The sequence below is a fragment of the Agrobacterium salinitolerans genome (assembly GCF_027498475.1).
GTDB classification, from domain to species: domain Bacteria; phylum Pseudomonadota; class Alphaproteobacteria; order Rhizobiales; family Rhizobiaceae; genus Agrobacterium; species Agrobacterium salinitolerans.
In genome coordinates this window covers 258,191-279,268 of the sequence record NZ_JAPZLN010000003.1, presented here as the reverse complement: position 1 = coordinate 279,268, position 21,078 = coordinate 258,191, and the positions used below count along the sequence as shown (strand labels likewise).

The following is a 21,078-nucleotide window of genomic DNA, read 5'->3' as shown; positions in this document are numbered from 1 at the left end:
GAGGGAGGTGGTTACTGCCCGCGACGGGATTGGTATCAGGCCTAGAGCAACACATTCCGCGTCATCCTCGGCCTTGTGCCGAGGATCTGCCAACGTCTCGTCAATTCGATACGTTGCAGATGCTCGGGACAGGCCCGAGCATGACGAAGGAGAGTTTGACGGTCTCATCTCCCTCTTAAGCCTGCCTTCCGGCGGGCTTTTTCATGCCGATGCGCCGATTGGAATTTAAGGTCAACGGATAGTTAAACAATCCGCTTTAGTCTTGAGACTCACGTTATGCGTTTTAAGGCTTCTCTCCGGCATGTGGACCAGACATCATAAAAAGAGACGATTCGGCCGTTTGATCGTTCCGGCCATCACGATCGCTTTTCTTTCCTACTTCGGATATCATTCCATCCACGGTGATTTCGGCCTGCAGGCGACGGAGCGGCTGGAGCGGCAGCGTATTACTCGTACTGCCGAGCTTCAAAAGCTTACGCAGGCGCGTGTGGCACTGGAGCGGCAGGTGGAATTGCTGAGTGACGGTTCGCTGGAGCGGGATATGATCGACGAGATTTCGCGTTACCAGCTGAATATGTCCCGAACGGACGAAATCGTCATCATGAACGCATATTTCTGATTAACCGAAATCGAGTTAATTTAACATTTGTGATTTATTCACAGCATCTTAGCGTGAATATGTGCCATGCGTTTAAAGCATTGCTGCATGGCATTTTCTTGCATATGGTACGCGCCACTCTATCCATTCAAATGGCAACTCAGGGAGGGATGAATGGCGCCGCGAAAACCAGCGACCGTATCCGGCCGCAAGACCACGGCAAAGGCTGCAACCGAATTCACCGGCAAGAACAGCCCCGACTTCTCCAAGGAAGACGAACTTCACGCCTACCGTGAAATGCTGCTCATCCGCCGCTTCGAGGAAAAGGCCGGCCAGCTCTACGGCATGGGCTTTATCGGTGGTTTCTGTCACCTCTACATCGGCCAGGAAGCCGTTGTCGTCGGCATGCAGATGTCGCAGAAGGAAGGCGATCAGGTCATCACCGCTTATCGTGACCACGGCCACATGCTGGCTCTGGGCATGAGCGCACGTGGCGTCATGGCCGAATTGACCGGCCGTCGCGGCGGCCTGTCGAAGGGCAAGGGCGGCTCGATGCACATGTTCTCCAAGGAGAAGCATTTTTACGGCGGCCATGGCATCGTTGGTGCGCAGGTTTCGCTTGGAACCGGTCTCGCATTCGCCAACAAATATCGCGGCAACGACAACGTCTCCGTGACCTATTTCGGTGACGGTGCGGCCAACCAGGGTCAGGTCTACGAGAGCTTCAACATGGCTGCCCTCTGGAAACTGCCGATCATCTATATCGTCGAGAACAACCGTTACGCCATGGGCACCTCGACCGCCCGCGCTACCGCCCAGTCGAACTATTCGCTGCGTGGCCAGTCCTTCGGCATTCCCGGCGTTCAGGTGGATGGCATGGATGTGCGTGCCGTCAAGGCCGCCGCCGATCAGGCGCTGGAACATTGCCGTTCCGGCAAGGGCCCGATCATTCTGGAAATGCTGACCTACCGTTACCGTGGTCACTCCATGTCCGACCCGGCGAAATATCGTTCCAAGGATGAAGTGCAGAAGATGCGCTCCGAACATGACCCGATCGAGCAGGTCAAGGCACGGCTTCTGGAGCAGGGCTGGGCAAGCGAAGACGAATTGAAGGCCATCGACAAGGATGTCCGTGATATCGTTGCCGACAGCGCCGACTTCGCCCAGAACGACCCCGAGCCGGATGTATCCGAGCTCTACACCGACATTCTGCTCTGATCGGGAAAGGGAAACCCATGCCTGTAGAAATTCTTATGCCTGCCCTTTCCCCGACCATGGAGGAAGGCACGCTTTCCAAGTGGCTTAAAAAGGAAGGCGACAAGGTCACCTCCGGCGACGTGATTGCCGAAATCGAGACCGATAAGGCGACCATGGAAGTGGAAGCCGTCGATGAAGGCGTTATCGGCAAGCTGCTGATCGATGCCGGCACCGAAGGCGTCAAGGTCAATACGCCGATCGCCGTTCTGATCCAGGAAGGCGAAAGCGCCGACGACATCTCTTCCTCTGCCAAGAAGGAAGAGCCGAAGGCTGAAGCTGCAAATTCCGGGTCTGATGCCGCTGGCGGCAAGACCCGCGAAGCGGCCGAAGAGCCGAGCGCTGCCAAGGAAGCCGCCAAGGTTCCGGCAGCCCCGAAGATCGAGGTCGCTGCCGATCCGGATATTCCTGCCGGTACGGAAATGGTGATGACGACCGTGCGCGAAGCGCTGCGCGACGCCATGGCCGAAGAAATGCGCGCTGACGAAAAAGTCTTCGTCATGGGTGAAGAAGTCGCCGAATATCAGGGTGCCTACAAGATTACCCAAGGCTTGTTGCAGGAATTCGGCGAGCGCCGCGTCATCGACACCCCGATCACCGAGCACGGTTTTGCCGGTATCGGTGTCGGCGCTGCGATGACAGGGCTGCGCCCCATCGTCGAATTCATGACCTTCAACTTCGCCATGCAGGCGATCGACCAGATCGTCAACTCGGCTGCGAAGACGCTTTATATGTCGGGCGGCCAGATGGGCGCGCCGATGGTATTCCGTGGTCCGTCCGGTGCTGCTGCCCGCGTTGGCGCGCAGCACTCGCAATGTTACGCCGCATGGTACAGCCATATTCCGGGTCTTAAGGTCGTCATGCCTTACACGGCAGCCGACGCCAAGGGTCTCCTGAAGGCAGCTATCCGAGATCCGAACCCGGTCATTTTCCTTGAGAATGAAATTCTCTACGGTCAGAGCTTCGAAGTGCCGAAGCTCGATGATTTCGTGCTGCCGATCGGCAAGGCGCGTATTCACCGCAAGGGCAAGGATGCGACCATCGTTTCCTTCGGCATCGGCATGACCTATGCCATCAAGGCGGTTGCGGAACTCGAAAAGCTCGGCATCGATGTCGAACTGATCGACCTGCGCACCATCCGCCCGATGGACCTGCCCACCGTCATCGAATCGGTCAAGAAGACCGGTCGCCTGGTCACGGTCGAGGAAGGTTTCCCGCAGTCATCGGTCGGTGACTTCATCGCCAACCAGGTCATGCGCGCCGCTTTCGATTATCTCGATGCGCCGATCCTGACGATCGCCGGCAAGGATGTTCCGATGCCTTACGCGGCAAACCTCGAAAAGCTGGCTCTGCCGAACGTCGATGAAGTCGTTCAGGCCGTCAAAACCGTCTGCTACAAGTAAGGGGAGGCGTTTCGATGCCGATAAACATCACCATGCCTGCCCTTTCTCCGACGATGGAAGAGGGCAATCTGGCCAAGTGGCTGGTCAAGGAAGGCGACAAGGTCGCACCCGGTGACGTGATCGCCGAGATCGAGACCGACAAGGCAACCATGGAAGTGGAAGCTGTCGACGAGGGCACCGTTGCCAAGCTGGTCGTTCCGGCCGGCACCGAAGCCGTCAAGGTCAATGCCCTCATTGCAATCCTCGCCGCTGATGGCGAGGATGTGGCCGAGGCGGCAAAGGGCGGCGATGCCGCGCCTGCCAAGGCGGAAGTTCCGAAGCAGGAAGCTGCCAAGGCCGAAGCGCCGAAGGAAGAAGCTGCGCCGGCCAAGGCTGAAAAGCCGGCGGCCGATCAGGCAGCGGCACCTTCCACCCCGGCCCCGGTTTCCAAGTCCGGCGAGCGCATCTTCGCGTCGCCGCTTGCACGCCGTCTCGCCAAGGAAGCGGGTCTGGACCTTTCGGCCGTCTCCGGTTCCGGCCCGCATGGCCGCATCGTCAAGACCGACGTGGAAAAGGCTGCCGCTTCCGGCGGTGCAAAGGCTGCGCCGGGCGCGGCTGCCGCATCCGCGGGCGCACCGGCTCCCGCACTTGCCAAGGGCCAGTCGGACGAAGCGGTGCTCAAGCTGTTCGAAGAGGGCTCCTACGAGCTCGTGCCGCATGACGGCATGCGCAAGGTCATTGCCAAGCGTCTGGTCGAATCCAAGCAGACGGTTCCGCATTTCTACGTTTCGGTCGATTGCGAACTGGATACGCTTCTGGCACTGCGCGCCCAGCTCAACGCCGCTGCTCCTGAAAAGGATGGCAAGCCGGTCTACAAGCTGTCGGTCAACGACATGGTCATCAAGGCGCTCGCCTTGGCGCTGCGTGACGTGCCTGACGCCAACGTCTCCTGGACCGAAAGCGCCATGGTCAAGCACAAGCACTCGGATGTCGGCGTTGCCGTTTCCATTCCGGGCGGCCTGATCACGCCGATCATCCGCAAGGCGGAAGAGAAGTCGCTCTCCACCATCTCCAACGAGATGAAGGACTACGGCAAGCGCGCCAAGGAGCGCAAGCTGAAGCCCGAGGAGTATCAGGGCGGCACGACCGCCGTGTCCAACATGGGCATGATGGGCGTCAAGAGCTTCTCCGCCGTCATCAACCCGCCGCATGCCACCATTCTGGCGGTTGGCGCGGGCGAACAGCGGGCAGTCGTGAAGAACGGCGAGATCAAGATCGCCAATGTCATGACGGTCACGCTTTCCACCGACCACCGCTGCGTCGATGGCGCGCTCGGAGCCGAGCTGATCGGTGCGTTCAAGCGCTACATCGAAAACCCGATGGGTATGCTGGTTTGATCGGAGAGTAAGATGGTGAAATCGGTCCTCTGCTTTGGCGATTCCCTTACCTGGGGATCAAATGCGGAAACGGGTGGCCGGCACAGCCATGACGATCTTTGGCCGAGCGTCCTGCAAAAGGCGCTCGGTCCTGATGTGCATGTGATCCACGAAGGTCTAGGCGGTCGCACCACCGCTTATGACGATTTGACGGCCGATTGCGACCGCAACGGCGCGCGGATTCTTCCGACATTGTTGCACAGCCATGCGCCGCTGGATCTCGTGATTATCATGCTTGGCACAAACGATATGAAGCCGGCGATCCATGGGTCGGCGATTGTTGCCATGAAGGGTGTGGAGCGGCTTGTGAAACTCACGCGCAACCACATCTGGCAGGTGGCCGATTGGGAGGCGCCTGATGTGCTGGTCGTCGCCCCGCCGCAGCTTTGCGAAACGGCCAACCCCTTGATGGGCGCGATCTTTCGCGATGCGATCGATGAATCGGCAATGCTCGCGTCCGTTTACCGCGATCTCGCCGACGAGCTCGATTGCGGCTTCTTCGATGCGGGTTCCGTGGCCCGGACGACGCCGGTGGATGGCGTCCATCTCGATGCTGAAAACACGCGGGCCATCGGGCGAGGGCTGGAGCCCGTCGTCCGCATGATGCTCGGACTTTAGGAACAATTCCCGGTCGTGGCGCTGCTCCCGACCCGATAGGACAAGGCAGGATTTCCAATGGCTCAATCATATGACGTCATCATCATCGGTTCGGGACCGGGCGGTTACATTGCCGCGATCCGCGCAGCCCAGCTCGGCATGAAGGTTGCCGTCGTGGAGCGCGAGCATCTGGCCGGCATCTGCTCCAACTGGGGCTGCATACCGACCAAAGCGCTGCTGCGCACCGCCGATGTCATGCATACCGCCAGCCACGCCAAGGATTATGGCCTGACGCTGGAGGGCTCGATCAAGCCTGACGTGAAGGCAATCGTCGCCCGCTCGCGCGGCATTGCCGCTCGCATGAACAACGGCGTCGGTTTCCTGTTCAAGAAGAACAAGGTCGATATCATCTGGGGTGAAGCCAAGATCACCAAGCCGGGCGAGATCGTCGTCGGCAAGTCCACCAAGCCGGTGGTTCAGCCGCAGGGGCCGGTACCGAAGAACACGCTGGGCGAGGGCACCTATACCGCCAAGCACATCATCGTCGCCACAGGTGCCCGCCCTCGCGCGCTGCCCGGCATCGAGCCCGATGGCAAGCTGATCTGGACCTATTTCGAGGCGATGAAGCCGGAAGAAATGCCGAAGTCGCTGCTCGTCATGGGCTCGGGCGCCATCGGCATCGAGTTCGCCAGCTTCTACCGCACCATGGGCGTCGACGTGACCGTCGTTGAAATCATGAGTCAGGTCATGCCGGTTGAAGATGCGGAAATCTCCACCTTCGCCAAGAAGCAGCTTGAAAAGCAGGGCATGAAAATTCATCTGGAAACCAAGGTTTCCAAAGTCGAGAAGGGCGCGAACTCTGTCACCGCGACGCTCGAGAAGAAGGACGGCTCTTCCGAGAAGATCACCGCCGACCGGATGATTTCCGCCGTTGGCGTCGTCGCCAATATCGAAGGCATCGGCCTTGAGGCCGCCGGCGTCAAGACCGATCGCGGCTTCATCGTCATTGACGGTTACGGCAAGACCAATGTGCCCGGCATCTACGCCATCGGCGACGTCGCCGGCCCGCCGCTGCTCGCCCACAAGGCGGAGCACGAGGCTGTCATCTGCGTCGAAAAGATCGCCGGTCTGCCGAATGTCCACCCGATGGACAAGCTGAAGATCCCCGGCTGCACCTATTGCAACCCGCAGGTTGCCTCGGTTGGTCTCACCGAAGCCAAGGCGAAGGAACAGGGCCGCGATGTCCGCGTCGGCCGCTTCTCCTTCGCGGCGAACGGCAAGGCTGTCGCGCTCGGCGAAGATCAGGGCATGGTCAAGACCATCTTCGACAAGAAGACCGGCGAGCTGCTCGGCGCGCATATGGTGGGCGCTGAAGTCACCGAACTCATCCAGGGCTTCGTCGTCGCCATGAATCTGGAGACGACAGAAGAAGATTTGATGCACACCATCTTCCCGCATCCGACCATTTCGGAGTCGATGAAGGAAAGCGTGCTCGACGCCTATGGGCGTGTGCTCAACGCATAAGTGCCGCGTGATGCCCGGCATTGTCTAACCTTGCCGGGTGTCCCATATGTCTCGATGCAGCCTTAAGGCGGGCTGTTGTTTCAGGGAGCGTGGGAATGGAAAGTGTAGGCTGGATTGCAGCAATCATCATCGGCGGCCTCGCCGGCTGGCTTGCGGGCAAGCTCATGGACATGCGTTTCGGCATTTTCATGAACATCGTGCTTGGTATTGTCGGTTCGGTCGTCGCTGTCGCCGTGCTGCGAACCTTCGATGTTTTCGTGCAGGATAGCAGGCTCGGTTATTTCGTGACGTCGTTCCTTGGTGCAAGCCTGTTGCTGTTCATGGCAAAGCTCGTGCGGCGCTGACAAGGCTTCGTGACCGGAAGGGGCTTACGCTTTTTCTGGAATTGTTCTAAAGCATCGCACCAAAGATGTCTGGATCGCCAAGGGCGATGGAAGCAGGTTTTTATGGTCACTATTCTCGACAGGACGTCGTCCGACGAAAAGCGTATCCGCCACCCGGAAAAGGCGCACAAGCCCGATACCGAGGTCATGCGCAAGCCGGAATGGATTCGCGTCAAGGCGCCGACCTCCAAGGGCTATCACGAGACGCGCGAGCTGGTGCGTAGCCACAAGCTGGTAACAGTGTGCGAGGAAGCCGGCTGTCCGAATATCGGCGAATGCTGGGACAAGAAACACGCGACCTTCATGATCATGGGTGAGATTTGCACCCGTGCCTGCGCCTTCTGCAACGTCGCCACCGGCAAGCCCAATCCGCTTGACATGGACGAGCCCGAGAACGTCGCTAAGGCCGTCAGACAGATGGGGCTCAGCCACGTCGTCATTACCTCGGTGGACCGTGACGATCTCGCCGATGGCGGTGCTGAACATTTCGAAAAGGTCATCTGGGCGATCCGCGCCGCGTCTCCGACGACGACCATCGAAATCCTCACGCCCGACTTCCTGAAGAAGCCCGGTGCGCTGGAGCGTGTCGTCGCCGCCAAGCCTGACGTCTTCAACCACAATATGGAAACCGTTCCGGGCAATTACCTTACTGTTCGCCCCGGCGCGCGTTATTTCCATTCCGTGCGTCTCTTGCAGCGGGTCAAGGAACTGGACCCGACCATGTTCACCAAGTCCGGCATCATGGTCGGCCTCGGTGAAGAGCGTAACGAAGTGCTGCAGTTGATGGACGACCTGCGCAGCGCCGACGTGGATTTCCTGACCATCGGTCAATATCTGCAGCCGACCCGCAAGCACCACAAGGTCGAGGCATATGTTACGCCGGAGGAATTCAAGTCCTACGAGACGGTGGCTTATACCAAGGGCTTCCTGATGGTCTCTTCCAGCCCGCTGACCCGCTCTTCCCACCATGCCGGCGACGATTTCGAACGCCTGCGCGCGGCCCGCGAGAAAAAGCTGCTGGCTGCCGCGGAGTAAGGGACAAAGGTTCGGCAACATAGGTTGCTGCATCGGGCGATATACACTCTCTCCACCGTCAGGCTCGGGCTTGTCCCGAGCATCTGCAACCTATCGATTGTACGATACGTGATTGGATCCTCGGGACGGGCCCGAGGATGACGTGAGTAGGAGGCGAGGCTTGTGAAATGGCTCTGCCGCCTGTTCCCGGCCTTCAACCGATCACACCACAACCTTCTCCGGCCGATGCGCCCGCATGCAAAGCACGACACTCAGCACCACCGAACATATTGCCACGACCTCAATCAGTGTCGGGCCACGCCCTTCCCAGAGAAAACCGTAAAGCAGCGCAAACAGCGTTTCGAACAGGATCATCTGCCCGACCATGGTGAGCGGCAGAAGGCGGCTCATGCGGTTCCATAGGGCATTGCCGAGAATGGAGGCGGTGAAACCCAGCCCGGCTGCAACAGCCACAAAATGCAGCCAGTCGCCCGAATTATGGCTTTCGCCGCCAAAGCCAAAGGCGGGAACGGCGAGCACGAGCGCAAGAGCGCCGGTCACCACACCCGTCATCATGTTCCAGTCGTCGGCGCTGACGTCATGGAGGCGGGAGAGCCAGCGGGCATTGCCAACCGCGAAAGCCGTCCACGACGCCAGCGCACCCAGCGCACAGGCAAGGCCGATGATACGTGACATGTCCAGCCCAGCGTCGTTTTCCGTCAGCGACTGCCAGGAAATGCCGACAATGCCGATTGCGCCGAAAACGAGCGATGGCCATAGCCGCTTCAGCGACACCGCGCCGTGATCACGGCTGCCGATAATCGTGACGGCGACCGGCAGGAAGCCGATGATGATGGAGGTGAAGGCAACACCGCTCAGCTTCACTGCGGTCGATATGAAGACATAATAGGCGATGTTGCCAATCATGCTCAGCCAGCCGAGCGCGATCCATTCCCGCGTACCGAAATGGGCCGATACCCTTTTCAGTCGCGGCCCGATGATGATGAGGGAAATCAGCCCGTAGGTGAGGTAACGCGCCGTCGAGAGTTGCAGCGCGGAAAAGTCCGGCACGAGTTTCGGCGCGAGGAATATACCGCCCCAGAGCGCACCCGCCAGCATGCCGTAAAAAACACCGAGACCTGTTCTGTTCATGTCATGTCACATCCGCATTCGTATTTTCCTGCGATGTGCCACAGCCCTCTGCGGCTGTCTTGACAAAAACTCCTGACGTGATGCGCTGGCGGTTTTAATGAACCCCGTAGGTTCGACGGTAGGCTGCGGGCGTTTCACCCACTGCGTTGCGCATGGCCCGCGTCAGTGCAGTCTGGTCGGAAAAGCCGGCCCGCAAAGCGATCTCGGCAATAGGCAGGGTGGAATTGGTGAGCAATGCACAGACCTTGCCCATGCGCAGCCCGGCCAGCCAACGGTGAGGAGGGAGGCCGAATTCCTCGAGAAACAGCGCATGCAGGCGACTGTCGCTGATCGTCACGCAGGAGGCGAGCATCTCGATAGTCCAGGGGAAGAACGGCTCAGCCCTGACCAGTGCAACGAGCCTGTGCAAGCGTTGGCGGATGTCGACTTTCTCGTTGGCAAGGCTGTCGACCAGAAGTGGCGTCCACAGGCCGGCGATATCGTCGCGTCGCCCCTCTCTTCCGATGACGCCGCGCATATAGGCGATCAACTGCCGCGTATCCTGCGCTATGTCGACGAACGGCGAGCGGACGAATTTCTCCAGCGTTTGCTCGGGAAGGGCGCCTTCATCGATATCGACCACCAGCGAGTGGTTGCTTGCCGTCGCTTCCTGCGTATGCGGCGCATCGCGATGGATGAACACGCCGCGTCCGGTCGACAATTCGTCCTGCCGTCCGGCCACATCGATCAGCAGACGCCCGGAGACAGGAAGAACGATCTGAACGAAGCCATGACGTTCCTTCGGTCTTTCTTCCCTGTAGATTCTGATGTCGGCGGATGCGGCTGTCATGACGCTGTCGTTTCCATTTGCAAAGAAATGGCCGCCTCGAAAAAGCGGCCAGTTCATCACTTGATTATGACATCGTCTTGAAGAATGGGCCAGTCGGCTTTATCGGTCGGCTCTGCGCGCCGGCAATTAACAGTCTTCCTTGGCGGTCGATTCGCCGCGTTTGCGCTTGCGCAGAACCGGCTTGTTCTCTCTCGCTTCGCATTTCGCGACGTCGATCAGATAGGCAAGCACCGGCATGCCGTTCATCGATGCGAGTTGCTTGGCGGATTCGAGAAGGTTGATGATGTTGGAAAAATCGTCCATCGGCTCACTCAGTGGCTCAAAGCGGTTATATGTCGGGTCTGAACCCAAGGATGAATACGCTGGGTGAAATCGGGAGCTTCCAGCGTCGTTACATCCAATGGGTGTAATATTAGTCGCAAATAAATAGCAATCCCTGCGACGGGGTTACAATAGTCAATTTTCCGTAACTGTCATGCGCGGTGACGATATCGCTGCGAGGAGATGGCAGAAAATATCCGGCAGTCAGATGAGGTGTCAGAAATGCCAAATTATCTTCACAGGGTGGAGGATGCTGCTGCGATCATCGCCGGGGCGCAGCGAATCATGGTCGTGGGCTGTTCCGGCGGCGGCAAATCGACGCTTTCGCAGAAGCTCGCGCACAATTTCGGGCTTCGCTACATCTCCATGGATCGGGATGTTTTCTGGCTGCCCGGCTGGCGGGCGCGCCCGCGCGAAGAGCAGCGAGAAAGGATAGCCACCATCATTACCGAAGAGCGCTGGCTGATGGACGGCAGCAATCCGTCGTCTTTCGATATGCGGCTGCCGCGATCCCATATCGTTTTGTGGGTGCGCATGCCGCGCTGGCTCTGCCTGTGGGGCGCCGTCAGCCGGGCGATCAAGGGCTATGGCAAGGCCCGCCCGGAAATGGCGGAGGGGTGCCCTGAAAGAATAGACGTCGAATTCCTGCGCTATATCTGGAATTTCGAGCGGCGCCATACGCCGATCTTCGAGCGGAATTTCGCGTTGTATGGTCCTGATGTGCCGGTATTCCAGCTGAAAAGCCGAAAACAGTTTCGCCGCCTTCTTGATCTTCTGCGTATCGAGGATTAACTGCCGCTCATGCCACAGTTCGAAACGCATCGCCACGTCAAACACTCGCCCGACCGCATGTACGACCTCGTCGCCGATGTGGAGAAATATCCGCAGTTTCTGCCCCTTTGCGAGGCGCTCACCGTCCGCTCGCGCAAGGAGCGCGATGGCAAGGTGCTACTGGTGGCGGATATGACAGTGGGTTACAAGGCCATTCGTGAGACCTTCACCACGCAGGTGCTGTTGAACCCGGCAGAGCGCGCCATCGACGTGAAATATATAGACGGCCCCTTCAGGTATCTCGACAATCGCTGGCGTTTCGAAGCTGCCGAAAATGGCGGCACGACGATTCATTTCTTCATCGATTATGAATTCAAGAACCGCCTGCTCGGCGCGGTCATGGGGTCGATGTTCGACCGGGCCTTCCGCATGTTCGCGGAAGCCTTCGAAACGCGTGCCGATAAAATCTATACGGACCCCGCCTGATTGAGGGCCATCAGCATTTCGAGCGCCGTTCTCACCGTCGCAAGCCGGATTTCGGTGCGGCCGATATCTCCGTAGCGCATTTCGCGATGCAGGAGGTTGCCGTTGCGCGCTTTGGCGGCCAGGTGCACAAGCCCCACCGGTTTTTCGGCTGAGCCGCCACCCGGGCCGGCGATCCCGGTCACCGCCACGGCGCAATCCGCGCGTGAGCGGAAGAGGGCGCCCTGCGCCATCTGCAGCGCCGTCTGCCGGGAGACCGCACCAAATGTTGTCAGGGTGTCGGCGCCAACGCCCAGCATGTCCATCTTGGCTTCATTGGTATAGGTCACAAAACAGCGATCCACGACAGCAGAGGAGCCGGCAATCTCCGTCAGCGCGCCGGCAATCAGGCCGCCCGTGCAGCTTTCCGCGGTCGAGACCATGAAACCATGCGCGGTGAAATCGGCAATGATCCGCCGCGCCAACTCTTCTATGTCCGCGGGAAAAAGGCTCATAACGGTCTGCCCCTGTAGACGACCGTAGCTGTGGCGATTGCAGCAATGCCTTCCCGGCGGCCCACAAAACCGATCGTCTCATTGGTTGTCGCTTTCACCGAGCAGCGCTCCAGCGCAATGCCGAGCATGTCCGAAAGTGCTTCCCGCATCGCCTGGCGGTGTGGACCGATGCGCGGAGCTTCGGCGATCAGCGAGACATCGGCATTCATGATCGTGCCGCCATTGTCGCGTACGACCTTTGCCGCATGCTCCAGGAAGATGCGCGAGGCTGCACCCTTCCATTGTGGATCGGAAGGCGGGAAGTGATCGCCGATATCGCCGGCACCGCAGGTGGCGAGCAGGGCGTCCGTCAGCGCATGCAGCGCCACATCGGCATCCGAATGGCCTTTCAGTCTCTGGTCATGCTCGATGAAGATGCCGCAGAGCGTCACGCCATCGCCGGCCTCCAGCTGATGCACGTCGTAACCATTCCCGGTGCGCACGTCCGGCAATCCGTTGGAGAGCTTTTCATCGGCCATGGCGATATCCCGCTTGAGAGTGAGTTTTACATTATCGACCGAACCTTCTGTCAGCGTCACCGTCAGTCCTGCCCACTCGGCAATCGATGCATCATCGGTGAAATCGGTTTTGCCAGATGCGGAAGCGGCGCGATGTGCTCCAAGAATATCGCCGAAGGTGAAACTCTGTGGCGTCTGCGCAGCATAAAGTCCTTGGCGTGAAACAGTCTCTGCAACAACGTTACCCGCACCGCGCTTCAGCGTGTCAGTGACGGGGAGGGCGGGCAGGACGCTGCTGGCGCCGGCCCGGTGCAGGGCGACGATCCGTTCCAGCATGTCCACGGGGACGAAAGGCCGCACGGCATCATGGATCATCACATGCGTCAGCTCTTCCGAGGCAAGCGCTTCCAGCCCGGCAAGCACTGATTGCTGGCGTGTTGAGCCGCCTGTGACGGTGACGATCCGCCCGCCGGAATCAAGCCGCTGGAGGATTGGCGACAGCAGTGCTGCATCGTCTGCATGACTGACGATCACGATGGCGGAGGCATGATCCCAATCGAGGAAGGTGGACAATGTATGCTCGATCACGGCCCGGCCTCCGATCGGGCGATATTGTTTCGGCCCTTCCTCGGGAGAGCCCGCTCTTTCTCCGCGTCCGGCGGCGACGATGACGATGCCGAGTTTCATAGTACTTTCCTGCATTGGTCTTATGCTTTGCGCGCAACCCTTAGCGGTTGACAGTCTTGCTCTAGCGTTTCAAAACCCGGATGGCCAGCCCGATATGACGCGCATTCGCCCCTGCATGCCGCAGGATCAGCAGCCATTGCGCGTTCAAAACTGCACAAATTGCTGCCGACAGCAAAACAGGCAGGCAATCGCCCAGCAAATAAAAGGTGCAACCCTCTAAAAGTGCTTGGCAACCGCACAAACACTGTCTAAAAATAATGCAAATAAACCTTCTGCATGAAAGATCATCAATTGCATCTTCCGGAGTTGTCAGAACCGTTCAGTATCGGCTCAGTCACGATCCGTAATCGTGCCGTGCTGGCGCCCATGTCGGGCGTGACGGATCTGCCGTTTCGGCAACTTGCCTGGCGTTTTGGCGCAGGCCTTGTCGTGACGGAAATGGTGGCAAGCCGTGAGCTTGTCGCTAACAGAGGCGAATCCTGGGCGCGGCTGAAAAACGCCGGCATGTTTCCGCATATGGTGCAGCTCGCTGGGCGCGAGGCGCATTTCATGGCTGAGGCGGCGAAGATCGCTGCCGATAACGGCGCTGGAATCATCGACATCAATATGGGTTGTCCTGCCAAGAAGGTGACGGGTGGCTATTCCGGCTCGGCTTTGATGCGCGATCCCGATCATGCACTCTCGCTCATCGAGGCAACGGTCGAAGCAGTCGACGTGCCTGTGACGCTGAAGATGCGGCTCGGCTGGGACGAGAACACCATCAATGCGCCGGAGATCGCCCGCCGTGCCGAAGCCGCTGGCGTTCAGCTCATCACCATTCACGGCCGCACCCGTATGCAGTTTTACGAGGGACGGGCAGACTGGGATGCCATCCGCGCCGTGCGTGAGGTGATTTCCGTGCCGCTGATCGCCAATGGCGATGTGGAAACGGCCGATGATGCACGCGAAATCCTGCGCCGTTCGGGTGCGGATGCCGTCATGGTCGGTCGCGGCGCGCAGGGGCAGCCATGGCTGCCGGCGGTGCTCGCCGGACATTCAGCCCCGCACCGCGACGATATTCCCGCCATCGCCATCGAACATTACGAGATGATGCTGGAATTCTACGGAAGGGAAGCCGGTCTTAGGCACGCCCGCAAACATCTGGGCTGGTATCTCGACCGTTTTGCACCTGAGTTCGCCACCTCCGACAAGGCTCAAATCATGACATCGCGTGACACGGGAGAGGTGGCGGATCTGCTGCGCACCGCCCTTTGCGCAAATGCGGGCGAAAACGCCGCAAGGAAGGCCGCATGAGCGCTGACAAACATAGCCCGGCAGATGGAAACCCGCTTGCCATGGCGGTTTTGAACGCGGTGCAGAACCCCGTCATCCTCGTGGATGCCGAAGGTTTCATCGCCTTCGCCAATTGGGAAGCCGAAGCCTTTTTCGGGGCAAGCGCCTCCCATCTCGCGCGCTACCGTGTTTCCACCTTCATTCCCTTCGGCAGCCCGCTGCTTGCGCTGATCGATCAGGTGCGCGAGCGCCGCGCGCCGGTCAACGAATATCGCGTCGATCTGAGTTCGCCGCGTCTCGGCCAGGACAAGCTGGTCGATCTTTACGTTGCGCCTGTTGTCAGCGAACCGGGATCGGTGGTCGTCGTCTTCCAGGAAAGGTCGATGGCCGACAAGATCGACCGGCAACTGACGCATCGCGCTGCGGCACGCTCCGTTACCGGCCTTGCCTCCATGCTCGCGCATGAGATCAAGAACCCGCTCTCCGGCATTCGCGGCGCTGCCCAGTTGCTGGAGACCTCGGTTGCCGATGAGGACCGGGCGCTGACGCGGCTGATCTGCGATGAGACCGACCGCATCGTCTCGCTGGTTGACCGCATGGAGGTGTTTTCCGACGAGCGGCCGGTGGATCGCGTGCCGGTTAACATCCATTCCGTGCTGGATCATGTGAAGGCCATCGCCAAGGCCGGCTTTGCCCGCAATATCAAGATTTCCGAGAACTACGACCCGTCGCTGCCGCCGGTTTATGCCAATCGCGACCAGCTGGTGCAAGTCTTTCTCAATCTCGTGAAGAATGCGGCGGAAGCCGTGGGCAATCAGCCGGATGGCGAAATCGTGCTGACGACCGCCTATCGCCCCGGCATCCGTCTTTCGGTTGCCGGCAGCCGCGAACGCATCTCGCTGCCGCTCGAATTCTGCGTACATGACAATGGCCCCGGCGTCCCGGCCGACCTTCTGCCGCACCTCTTCGATCCTTTCATCACCACCAAGACGAATGGTTCCGGCCTCGGGCTGGCGCTGGTCGCGAAGTTGATCGGCGCCCATGGTGGCATCGTCGAATGCGACAGCCAGAACCACCGCACGACCTTCCGCGTATTGATGCCCGTCTCGCCGGAAGTGGCGCTCGACGACAGCTCTTTGCCGAACTCGACAGGAAATGACAGATGACAGCTACGATCCTCGTCGCCGATGATGATGCCGCAATCCGCACCGTTTTGAATCAGGCGCTGAGCCGCGCCGGTTATGACGTGCGCATCACCTCCAATGCTGCAACGCTCTGGCGCTGGGTGTCGGCGGGTGAGGGTGATCTTGTCGTAACCGATGTCGTGATGCCGGATGAAAATGCCTTTGACCTGCTGCCGCGCATCAAGAAGGCCCGCCCGGACCTGCCCGTTCTGGTCATGAGTGCGCAGAACACCTTCATGACAGCCATCAAGGCCTCTGAAAAAGGCGCTTACGATTACCTGCCGAAGCCCTTCGACCTCACGGAACTGATCGCCATCATCGGCCGCGCTTTGTCTGAGCCGAAGCGCAAGCCGGCGAAGCTCGATGACGACATGCAGGACGGCATGCCGCTCGTTGGCCGCTCGGCGGCGATGCAGGAAATCTACCGCGTTCTTGCGCGCCTGATGCAGACGGACTTGACGCTGATGATCACCGGCGAATCCGGCACGGGTAAGGAACTGGTGGCGCGCGCGCTGCATGATTACGGCAAGCGTCGCAACGGACCCTTCGTCGCGATCAACATGGCGGCCATCCCGCGCGACCTCATTGAATCCGAACTCTTCGGCCATGAGAAGGGCGCCTTCACCGGCGCGCAGAACCGCTCGACCGGCCGTTTCGAACAGGCCGAGGGCGGCACGCTGTTCCTCGACGAAATCGGCGACATGCCGATGGACGCCCAAACGCGGCTGCTGCGCGTGTTGCAACAGGGCGAATATACGACGGTAGGCGGTCGCACGCCGATCCGCACCGATGTCCGCATCGTCGCGGCCACCAACAAGGACCTGAAGCAGTCGATCAATCAAGGCCTTTTCCGCGAAGACCTGTATTACCGCCTGAACGTCGTGCCGCTGCGGCTGCCGCCGCTGCGTGACCGCGCCGAGGATATTCCCGATCTGGTGCGCCATTTCATCCAGCATGGCGAGAAGGAAGGGCTGGAAGGAAAGCGTTTCGAGAGTGAGGCGCTGGAGGTCATGAAGGCCTATGCCTGGCCAGGCAACGTGCGCGAGCTGGAAAACCTGATCCGCCGCCTGATGGCGCTTTATCCGCAGGAAGTCATCACCCGCGAGATCATCGAGCAGGAATTGCAGTCGGATGTCCCGGACAGCCCGCTCGACAAGATGGCGGTCCGCACAGGTTCTCTCACCATTTCACAGGCGGTGGAGGAAAATATGCGGGATTATTTCGCCAGTTTCGGCGATGGCCTGCCGCCGCCCGGTCTTTATGACCGCGTTCTGCGGGAACTCGAATATCCGTTGATTCTCGCCGCCTTGACTGCGACGCGCGGCAACCAGATCAAGGCCGCCGATCTTCTTGGCTTGAACCGCAATACACTGCGCAAGAAAATCCGCGAGCTTGGCGTTTCCGTTTATCGTAGTTCCCGTCCTACCTGAGAATGTTGACAAGGTCGCCTTTATCGTTGCACTTTCGCCACATTGTGTTGCTTGAAAAACACTAGGAAAGGAAGAGATTCGCCGGTCTGAGGCGCGTCTCGCCTGACTTCAGAAATGTGGTGCTGGCTGGCCAGCGATTGGGAGTAGTGCATGCGGAAACCCGCCGCCGAAAACGCCGTTGCCGACGAAGCAGCGGGCATGGTGGTTGCCGATCGCAGGATGTCTTTCGCTCTGCCGGGTTTGGTGCTCGCCGGCGTCGCTCTCGTTTGCGCCATCATCACCCTGTTCGTGCTTCTGGGCGTCACGCCAATCGCACCGACATCGAACGTCGTCATCGCCTCTGTCGTCATCAATTCGATCTTCGTGATCGGCCTGATGTTCCTTATCGGGCGCGAAATCAACCGGCTGCTGAAAGCGCGCAAAAAGGGCAGGGCGGCGGCGCGCCTGCACGTCCGCATCGTCGTGCTTTTCTCCATCGTGGCGATTACGCCCGCGGTCCTCGTCGCCATCTTCGCCAGCTTGACGTTGAATGTGGGCCTCGACCGCTGGTTTTCGCTGCGCACGCAGTCGATTGTCGATTCATCGAGCAATATCGCCCAAGCCTATATGATGGAGAATGCCGGTTATCTTCAGGGGCAGACCCTGTCGATGGCGACCGATCTCGACCGCAACCGTGCGCTTTTTTATCTGGATCGCACCGGCTTCGTTGATCTGATGACCCGTCAGGCCAAGGGGCGCGGTCTTCTTGGCGCGTTTCTGGTGCAGGAGGACGGTGATGCTGTCGCCCAGGCCGACATCAAGACCGAAAAACCGCTTCCCGCCATACCGCACGACGCGCTTGAAAAAGCAGCCGCCGGCCAACCGACGCTGATCCCGCCCGGTATCACCAACCTCGTTGGCGCAATCATCAAGCTTGAAGGTATCAGCGGCACCTTCCTTTACACAGTGCGCGCTGTCGATCCCAAGGTGATGGGCGCCATGCGGCTGATGGAGGAGAACCGCGCCGAATACAAGGCTATGGAGGCGGGCCGTGCGCCGCTGCAGATCGCTTTTGCGATCCTCTATCTCGGTTTTGCGCTGATCGTTCTTCTGGCGGCCATCTGGACGGCGATCGCGGTGGCTGACCGTATCGTGCGGCCCATCCGCCTCCTCATCAGTGCTGCAGACAGCGTCGCTACCGGCAACATGCATGTGCTGGTTCCCGTTCGCGCTGTCGATGGCGACGTCGGGCGTCTGTCGCGTACCTTCAACAAGATGGTTTCTGAACTGCGCAGTCAGCAGGAACAGATCATTGAGGCCAAGGACGATATCGACGACCGTCGCCGCTTCATCGAAGCCGTGCTGTCGGGCGTCACCGCCGCCGTCATCGGTGTCGATGAGAGCCGCAGGATCACCATCGTCAATCCGTCGGGCGAAGAGTTTCTGGCGCAGACCTCCGAACAGCTTATCGGCGCGCAACTGTCGGAGATCGCGCCTGAAATCGAACAGGTCGTCAACGAGGCCAATACCTGGTCTCGCGGCAACTTCCGCAAGCAGATCAATATCATGCGGCGCGGCAAGGAGCGGACGCTGAATGTGCAGGTGACCCGTGAGGATGCTCGCGACAGCCGTGACAGCTACGTCATCACACTTGATGACATCACCGATCTCGTCATCGCCCAGCGTTCGACCGCATGGTCGGATGTGGCGCGTCGCATCGCGCATGAGATCAAGAACCCGCTGACGCCGATTCAGCTTTCTGCAGAGCGGATTAAGCGCCGTTTCGGCAAGCAGATAGATGAAAACGACCGCGCCATCTTCGATCAGTGTACCGACACCATAGTCAGGCAGGTAGGCGATATCGGCCGTATGGTCGATGAATTCTCGGCCTTTGCGCGCATGCCAAAGCCGACGAAGGAGAAATCGGACCTGCGGGCGATTTTGAAGGATGCGGCATTCCTGCGCGAAATCAGCGCGGCCGATACGAAGTTCTCGACCGAGCTCGGCGATGTCCCGCTGGAGGGCATGTTTGATGCCCGCATGCTGGGTCAGGCCTTCGGCAATCTCATCAAGAATGCGACGGAGGCGATTGAGGCGGTGGAAGGCGAAAAACGGCCGGGGAAAATCCTGGTGCGCGCATCCTTCGACGAGGCCAATTCGCGTTTCGTGGCGGATATCATCGACAATGGCCGTGGTCTGCCCGTCGAGAACCGTCACCGCATTCTCGAACCCTATATGACGATGCGGGACAAGGGCACGGGCCTCGGTCTGGCCATCGTCAAGAAAATCATCGAAGAGCATGGCGGGTATCTGGAACTCCACGATGCCCCGCCGGAGTTCGATCACGGCCACGGCGCCATGATCAGAGTGCTGCTGCCCTATATCGAGGCGGTCGGCGGCGAAAATAACAAGGAAGCAGCATATGGCGTCTGATATTCTGGTCGTGGATGACGAGGCGGACATTCGCGAAATCGTAGCAGGCATTCTTTCCGACGAAGGCCACGAGACCCGCATGGCGTTTGACAGCGACAGCGCGCTGGCCGCCATTTCGGAGCGGGTGCCGCGCCTGATATTTCTCGACATCTGGATGCAGGGTTCGAAGCTCGACGGTCTGGCGCTGCTGGACGAAATCAAGAGCCGTCACCCCGAAATTCCTGTCGTCATGATCTCCGGTCACGGCAATATTGAAACCGCTGTCAACGCCATCAAGCGCGGCGCTTTCGACTTCATCGAAAAGCCCTTCAAGGCCGACCGCCTCATCCTGATCGCCGAGCGGGCGCTGGAAAACTCCAAGCTCAAGCGTGAGGTTCAGGAACTCAAGAAGCGCACCGGTGACGCGGTTGAACTCGTCGGGGCGTCGCTTGCGGTGTCGCAGCTTCGCCAGACTATCGACCGGGTTGCTCCCACCAACAGCCGCATAATGATCCTCGGTCCTTCCGGTTCCGGCAAAGAGCTCGTGGCGCGCATGGTGCACAAGAAGTCCTCGCGTGCGAGCGGACCCTTCGTCGCCCTTAACGCCGCGACGATCACGCCGGACCGCATGGAAATCGCGCTTTTTGGCACGGAAGGACTTCCCGGGCAGCCGCGCAAGGTCGGCGCTCTGGAAGAAGCCCATCGCGGCGTGCTGTATCTTGATGAAGTCGGCGAAATGCCGCGCGAAACGCAGAACAAGATCCTGCGGGTGCTGGTCGACCAACAGTTCGAGCGCGTCGGCGGCGGCAAGCGGGTGAAGGTGGATGTGCGCATCATTTCCTCAACCGCCCATCACCTCGAAAGCCTGATCGCCGAAGGCCAGTTCCGCGAAGACCTTTATCATCGACTTGCTGTCGTGCCGGTGAAGGTCCCGGCGCTCTCCGAACGACGCGAGGATATTCCTTTCCTCGTGGACATGTTCATGCGCCAGATTTCCGAGCAGGCCGGCATCCGCCCGCGCAAGATCGGTGACGACGCCATGGCCGTTCTCCAGACACATGACTGGCCGGGTAACATCCGGCAGTTGCGCAACAATATCGAACGGCTGATGATTCTTGCCCGCCCCGAAGGCGGCGAAGCGCCGATCTCGGCCGACATGCTCCCCTCGGATATTGGCGACATGCTGCCGAAGATTTCGGCGCAGGGCGATCAGCACATCATGACCCTGCCGCTGCGCGAGGCCCGTGAGATGTTCGAGCGTGACTATCTGATGGCGCAGATCAACCGCTTCGGCGGCAATATTTCGCGAACGGCGGAATTTGTCGGCATGGAACGGTCTGCATTGCATCGCAAACTGAAATCTCTCGGCGTATAAGGGA

The 21,078-nt window shown here is 59.6% G+C and carries 20 protein-coding genes; 15 read left to right on the top strand and 5 right to left on the bottom strand.

Features of this window, described 5'->3' with window-relative positions; genetic code table 11:
- Positions 1-301: 301 nt before the first annotated feature.
- The 8 genes from O9X91_RS13355 (at position 302) to lipA (ending at position 8,209) form a co-directional block, all read left to right on the top strand.
- Positions 302-619, top strand: a complete 318-nt coding sequence (locus O9X91_RS13355; RefSeq protein WP_077982351.1) for an FtsB family cell division protein — start codon at positions 302-304, stop codon at positions 617-619.
- A 153-nt stretch (positions 620-772) separates the two neighbouring features.
- On the top strand, positions 773-1,816 hold the full coding sequence (gene pdhA / locus O9X91_RS13350; RefSeq protein WP_077982350.1) for a pyruvate dehydrogenase (acetyl-transferring) E1 component subunit alpha: 1,044 nt from the start codon (positions 773-775) through the stop codon (positions 1,814-1,816).
- A gap of 17 nt (positions 1,817-1,833) precedes the next feature.
- On the top strand, positions 1,834-3,255 hold the full coding sequence (locus tag O9X91_RS13345; protein WP_142912185.1) for a pyruvate dehydrogenase complex E1 component subunit beta: 1,422 nt from the start codon (positions 1,834-1,836) through the stop codon (positions 3,253-3,255).
- 14 nt (positions 3,256-3,269) lie between these two features.
- The gene (locus O9X91_RS13340; protein WP_269823973.1) at positions 3,270-4,631 is read left to right on the top strand and encodes a pyruvate dehydrogenase complex dihydrolipoamide acetyltransferase; all 1,362 of its coding nucleotides are present in this window, start codon (positions 3,270-3,272) and stop codon (positions 4,629-4,631) included.
- A 12-nt stretch (positions 4,632-4,643) separates the two neighbouring features.
- Positions 4,644-5,288, top strand: a complete 645-nt coding sequence (locus O9X91_RS13335; protein WP_269833249.1) for an SGNH/GDSL hydrolase family protein — start codon at positions 4,644-4,646, stop codon at positions 5,286-5,288.
- A gap of 57 nt (positions 5,289-5,345) precedes the next feature.
- Complete coding sequence (gene lpdA, locus O9X91_RS13330; RefSeq protein ID WP_269833250.1) at positions 5,346-6,791, top strand: dihydrolipoyl dehydrogenase; 1,446 nt, start codon at positions 5,346-5,348, stop codon at positions 6,789-6,791.
- 95 nt (positions 6,792-6,886) lie between these two features.
- A complete protein-coding gene (locus tag O9X91_RS13325; RefSeq protein ID WP_063949028.1) occupies positions 6,887-7,135 on the top strand; it encodes a GlsB/YeaQ/YmgE family stress response membrane protein in 249 nt (82 codons plus the stop codon).
- 102 nt (positions 7,136-7,237) lie between these two features.
- A complete protein-coding gene (gene lipA / locus O9X91_RS13320) occupies positions 7,238-8,209 on the top strand; it encodes a lipoyl synthase (RefSeq protein ID WP_142912188.1) in 972 nt (323 codons plus the stop codon).
- A gap of 201 nt (positions 8,210-8,410) precedes the next feature.
- Here lipA and O9X91_RS13315 read toward each other — a convergent pair whose 3' ends face one another.
- The 3 genes from O9X91_RS13315 to O9X91_RS13305 all read right to left on the bottom strand — a co-directional run bounded on the left by O9X91_RS13315 (position 8,411) and on the right by O9X91_RS13305 (position 10,472).
- Entirely contained in the window at positions 8,411-9,340 is a 930-nt protein-coding gene (locus tag O9X91_RS13315) for a DMT family transporter (protein WP_077982344.1), read from the bottom strand.
- A gap of 94 nt (positions 9,341-9,434) precedes the next feature.
- Positions 9,435-10,169, bottom strand: a complete 735-nt coding sequence (locus O9X91_RS13310; RefSeq protein WP_142912189.1) for a helix-turn-helix transcriptional regulator — start codon at positions 10,167-10,169, stop codon at positions 9,435-9,437.
- Between the two features lie 126 nt (positions 10,170-10,295).
- Positions 10,296-10,472 (bottom strand): hypothetical protein, encoded by a 177-nt coding sequence (locus tag O9X91_RS13305; protein WP_003496171.1) that lies wholly within the window; start codon positions 10,470-10,472, stop codon positions 10,296-10,298.
- Between the two features lie 240 nt (positions 10,473-10,712).
- On the opposite strand from O9X91_RS13305, the gene O9X91_RS13300 reads away from it, so the two are divergent.
- Both O9X91_RS13300 and O9X91_RS13295 read left to right on the top strand, forming a co-directional pair.
- Positions 10,713-11,282 (top strand): P-loop NTPase family protein, encoded by a 570-nt coding sequence (locus O9X91_RS13300; RefSeq protein ID WP_142912190.1) that lies wholly within the window; start codon positions 10,713-10,715, stop codon positions 11,280-11,282.
- A 9-nt stretch (positions 11,283-11,291) separates the two neighbouring features.
- On the top strand, positions 11,292-11,747 hold the full coding sequence (locus tag O9X91_RS13295) for a type II toxin-antitoxin system RatA family toxin (RefSeq protein WP_142912191.1): 456 nt from the start codon (positions 11,292-11,294) through the stop codon (positions 11,745-11,747).
- On the opposite strand, the gene O9X91_RS13290 is transcribed toward O9X91_RS13295, so the two are convergent.
- Positions 11,729-12,238: a CinA family protein gene (locus O9X91_RS13290; RefSeq protein WP_142912192.1), complete on the bottom strand. Its 510-nt coding sequence runs from the start codon at positions 12,236-12,238 to the stop codon at positions 11,729-11,731. The two genes, O9X91_RS13295 and O9X91_RS13290, sit on opposite strands and share 19 nt — an antisense overlap.
- Positions 12,235-13,422 (bottom strand): bifunctional 2-C-methyl-D-erythritol 4-phosphate cytidylyltransferase/2-C-methyl-D-erythritol 2,4-cyclodiphosphate synthase, encoded by a 1,188-nt coding sequence (locus O9X91_RS13285; RefSeq protein ID WP_077982341.1) that lies wholly within the window; start codon positions 13,420-13,422, stop codon positions 12,235-12,237. The genes O9X91_RS13290 and O9X91_RS13285 overlap by 4 nt, the downstream gene beginning before the upstream one ends.
- A 276-nt stretch (positions 13,423-13,698) precedes the next feature.
- Here O9X91_RS13285 and dusB point away from each other — a divergent pair, with 276 nt between their 5' ends.
- The 5 genes from dusB to ntrX all read left to right on the top strand — a co-directional run bounded on the left by dusB (position 13,699) and on the right by ntrX (position 21,074).
- On the top strand, positions 13,699-14,715 hold the full coding sequence (gene dusB / locus O9X91_RS13280) for a tRNA dihydrouridine synthase DusB (RefSeq protein WP_142912193.1): 1,017 nt from the start codon (positions 13,699-13,701) through the stop codon (positions 14,713-14,715).
- The gene (locus O9X91_RS13275; protein WP_077982339.1) at positions 14,712-15,860 is read left to right on the top strand and encodes a two-component system sensor histidine kinase NtrB; all 1,149 of its coding nucleotides are present in this window, start codon (positions 14,712-14,714) and stop codon (positions 15,858-15,860) included. The genes dusB and O9X91_RS13275 overlap by 4 nt, the downstream gene beginning before the upstream one ends.
- Positions 15,857-17,308 (top strand): nitrogen regulation protein NR(I), encoded by a 1,452-nt coding sequence (gene ntrC / locus O9X91_RS13270; protein ID WP_077982338.1) that lies wholly within the window; start codon positions 15,857-15,859, stop codon positions 17,306-17,308. The genes O9X91_RS13275 and ntrC overlap by 4 nt, the downstream gene beginning before the upstream one ends.
- A gap of 150 nt (positions 17,309-17,458) precedes the next feature.
- Positions 17,459-19,720, top strand: coding sequence for a sensor histidine kinase NtrY-like (locus O9X91_RS13265; RefSeq protein WP_077982337.1), 2,262 nt, complete (start codon positions 17,459-17,461; stop codon positions 19,718-19,720).
- Positions 19,710-21,074 carry a nitrogen assimilation response regulator NtrX gene (ntrX, locus tag O9X91_RS13260; RefSeq protein ID WP_003521348.1) on the top strand — a complete coding sequence of 455 codons (1,365 nt, stop codon included), beginning with the start codon at positions 19,710-19,712 and terminating at the stop codon, positions 21,072-21,074. The genes O9X91_RS13265 and ntrX overlap by 11 nt, the downstream gene beginning before the upstream one ends.
- Positions 21,075-21,078: the final 4 nt, after the last annotated feature.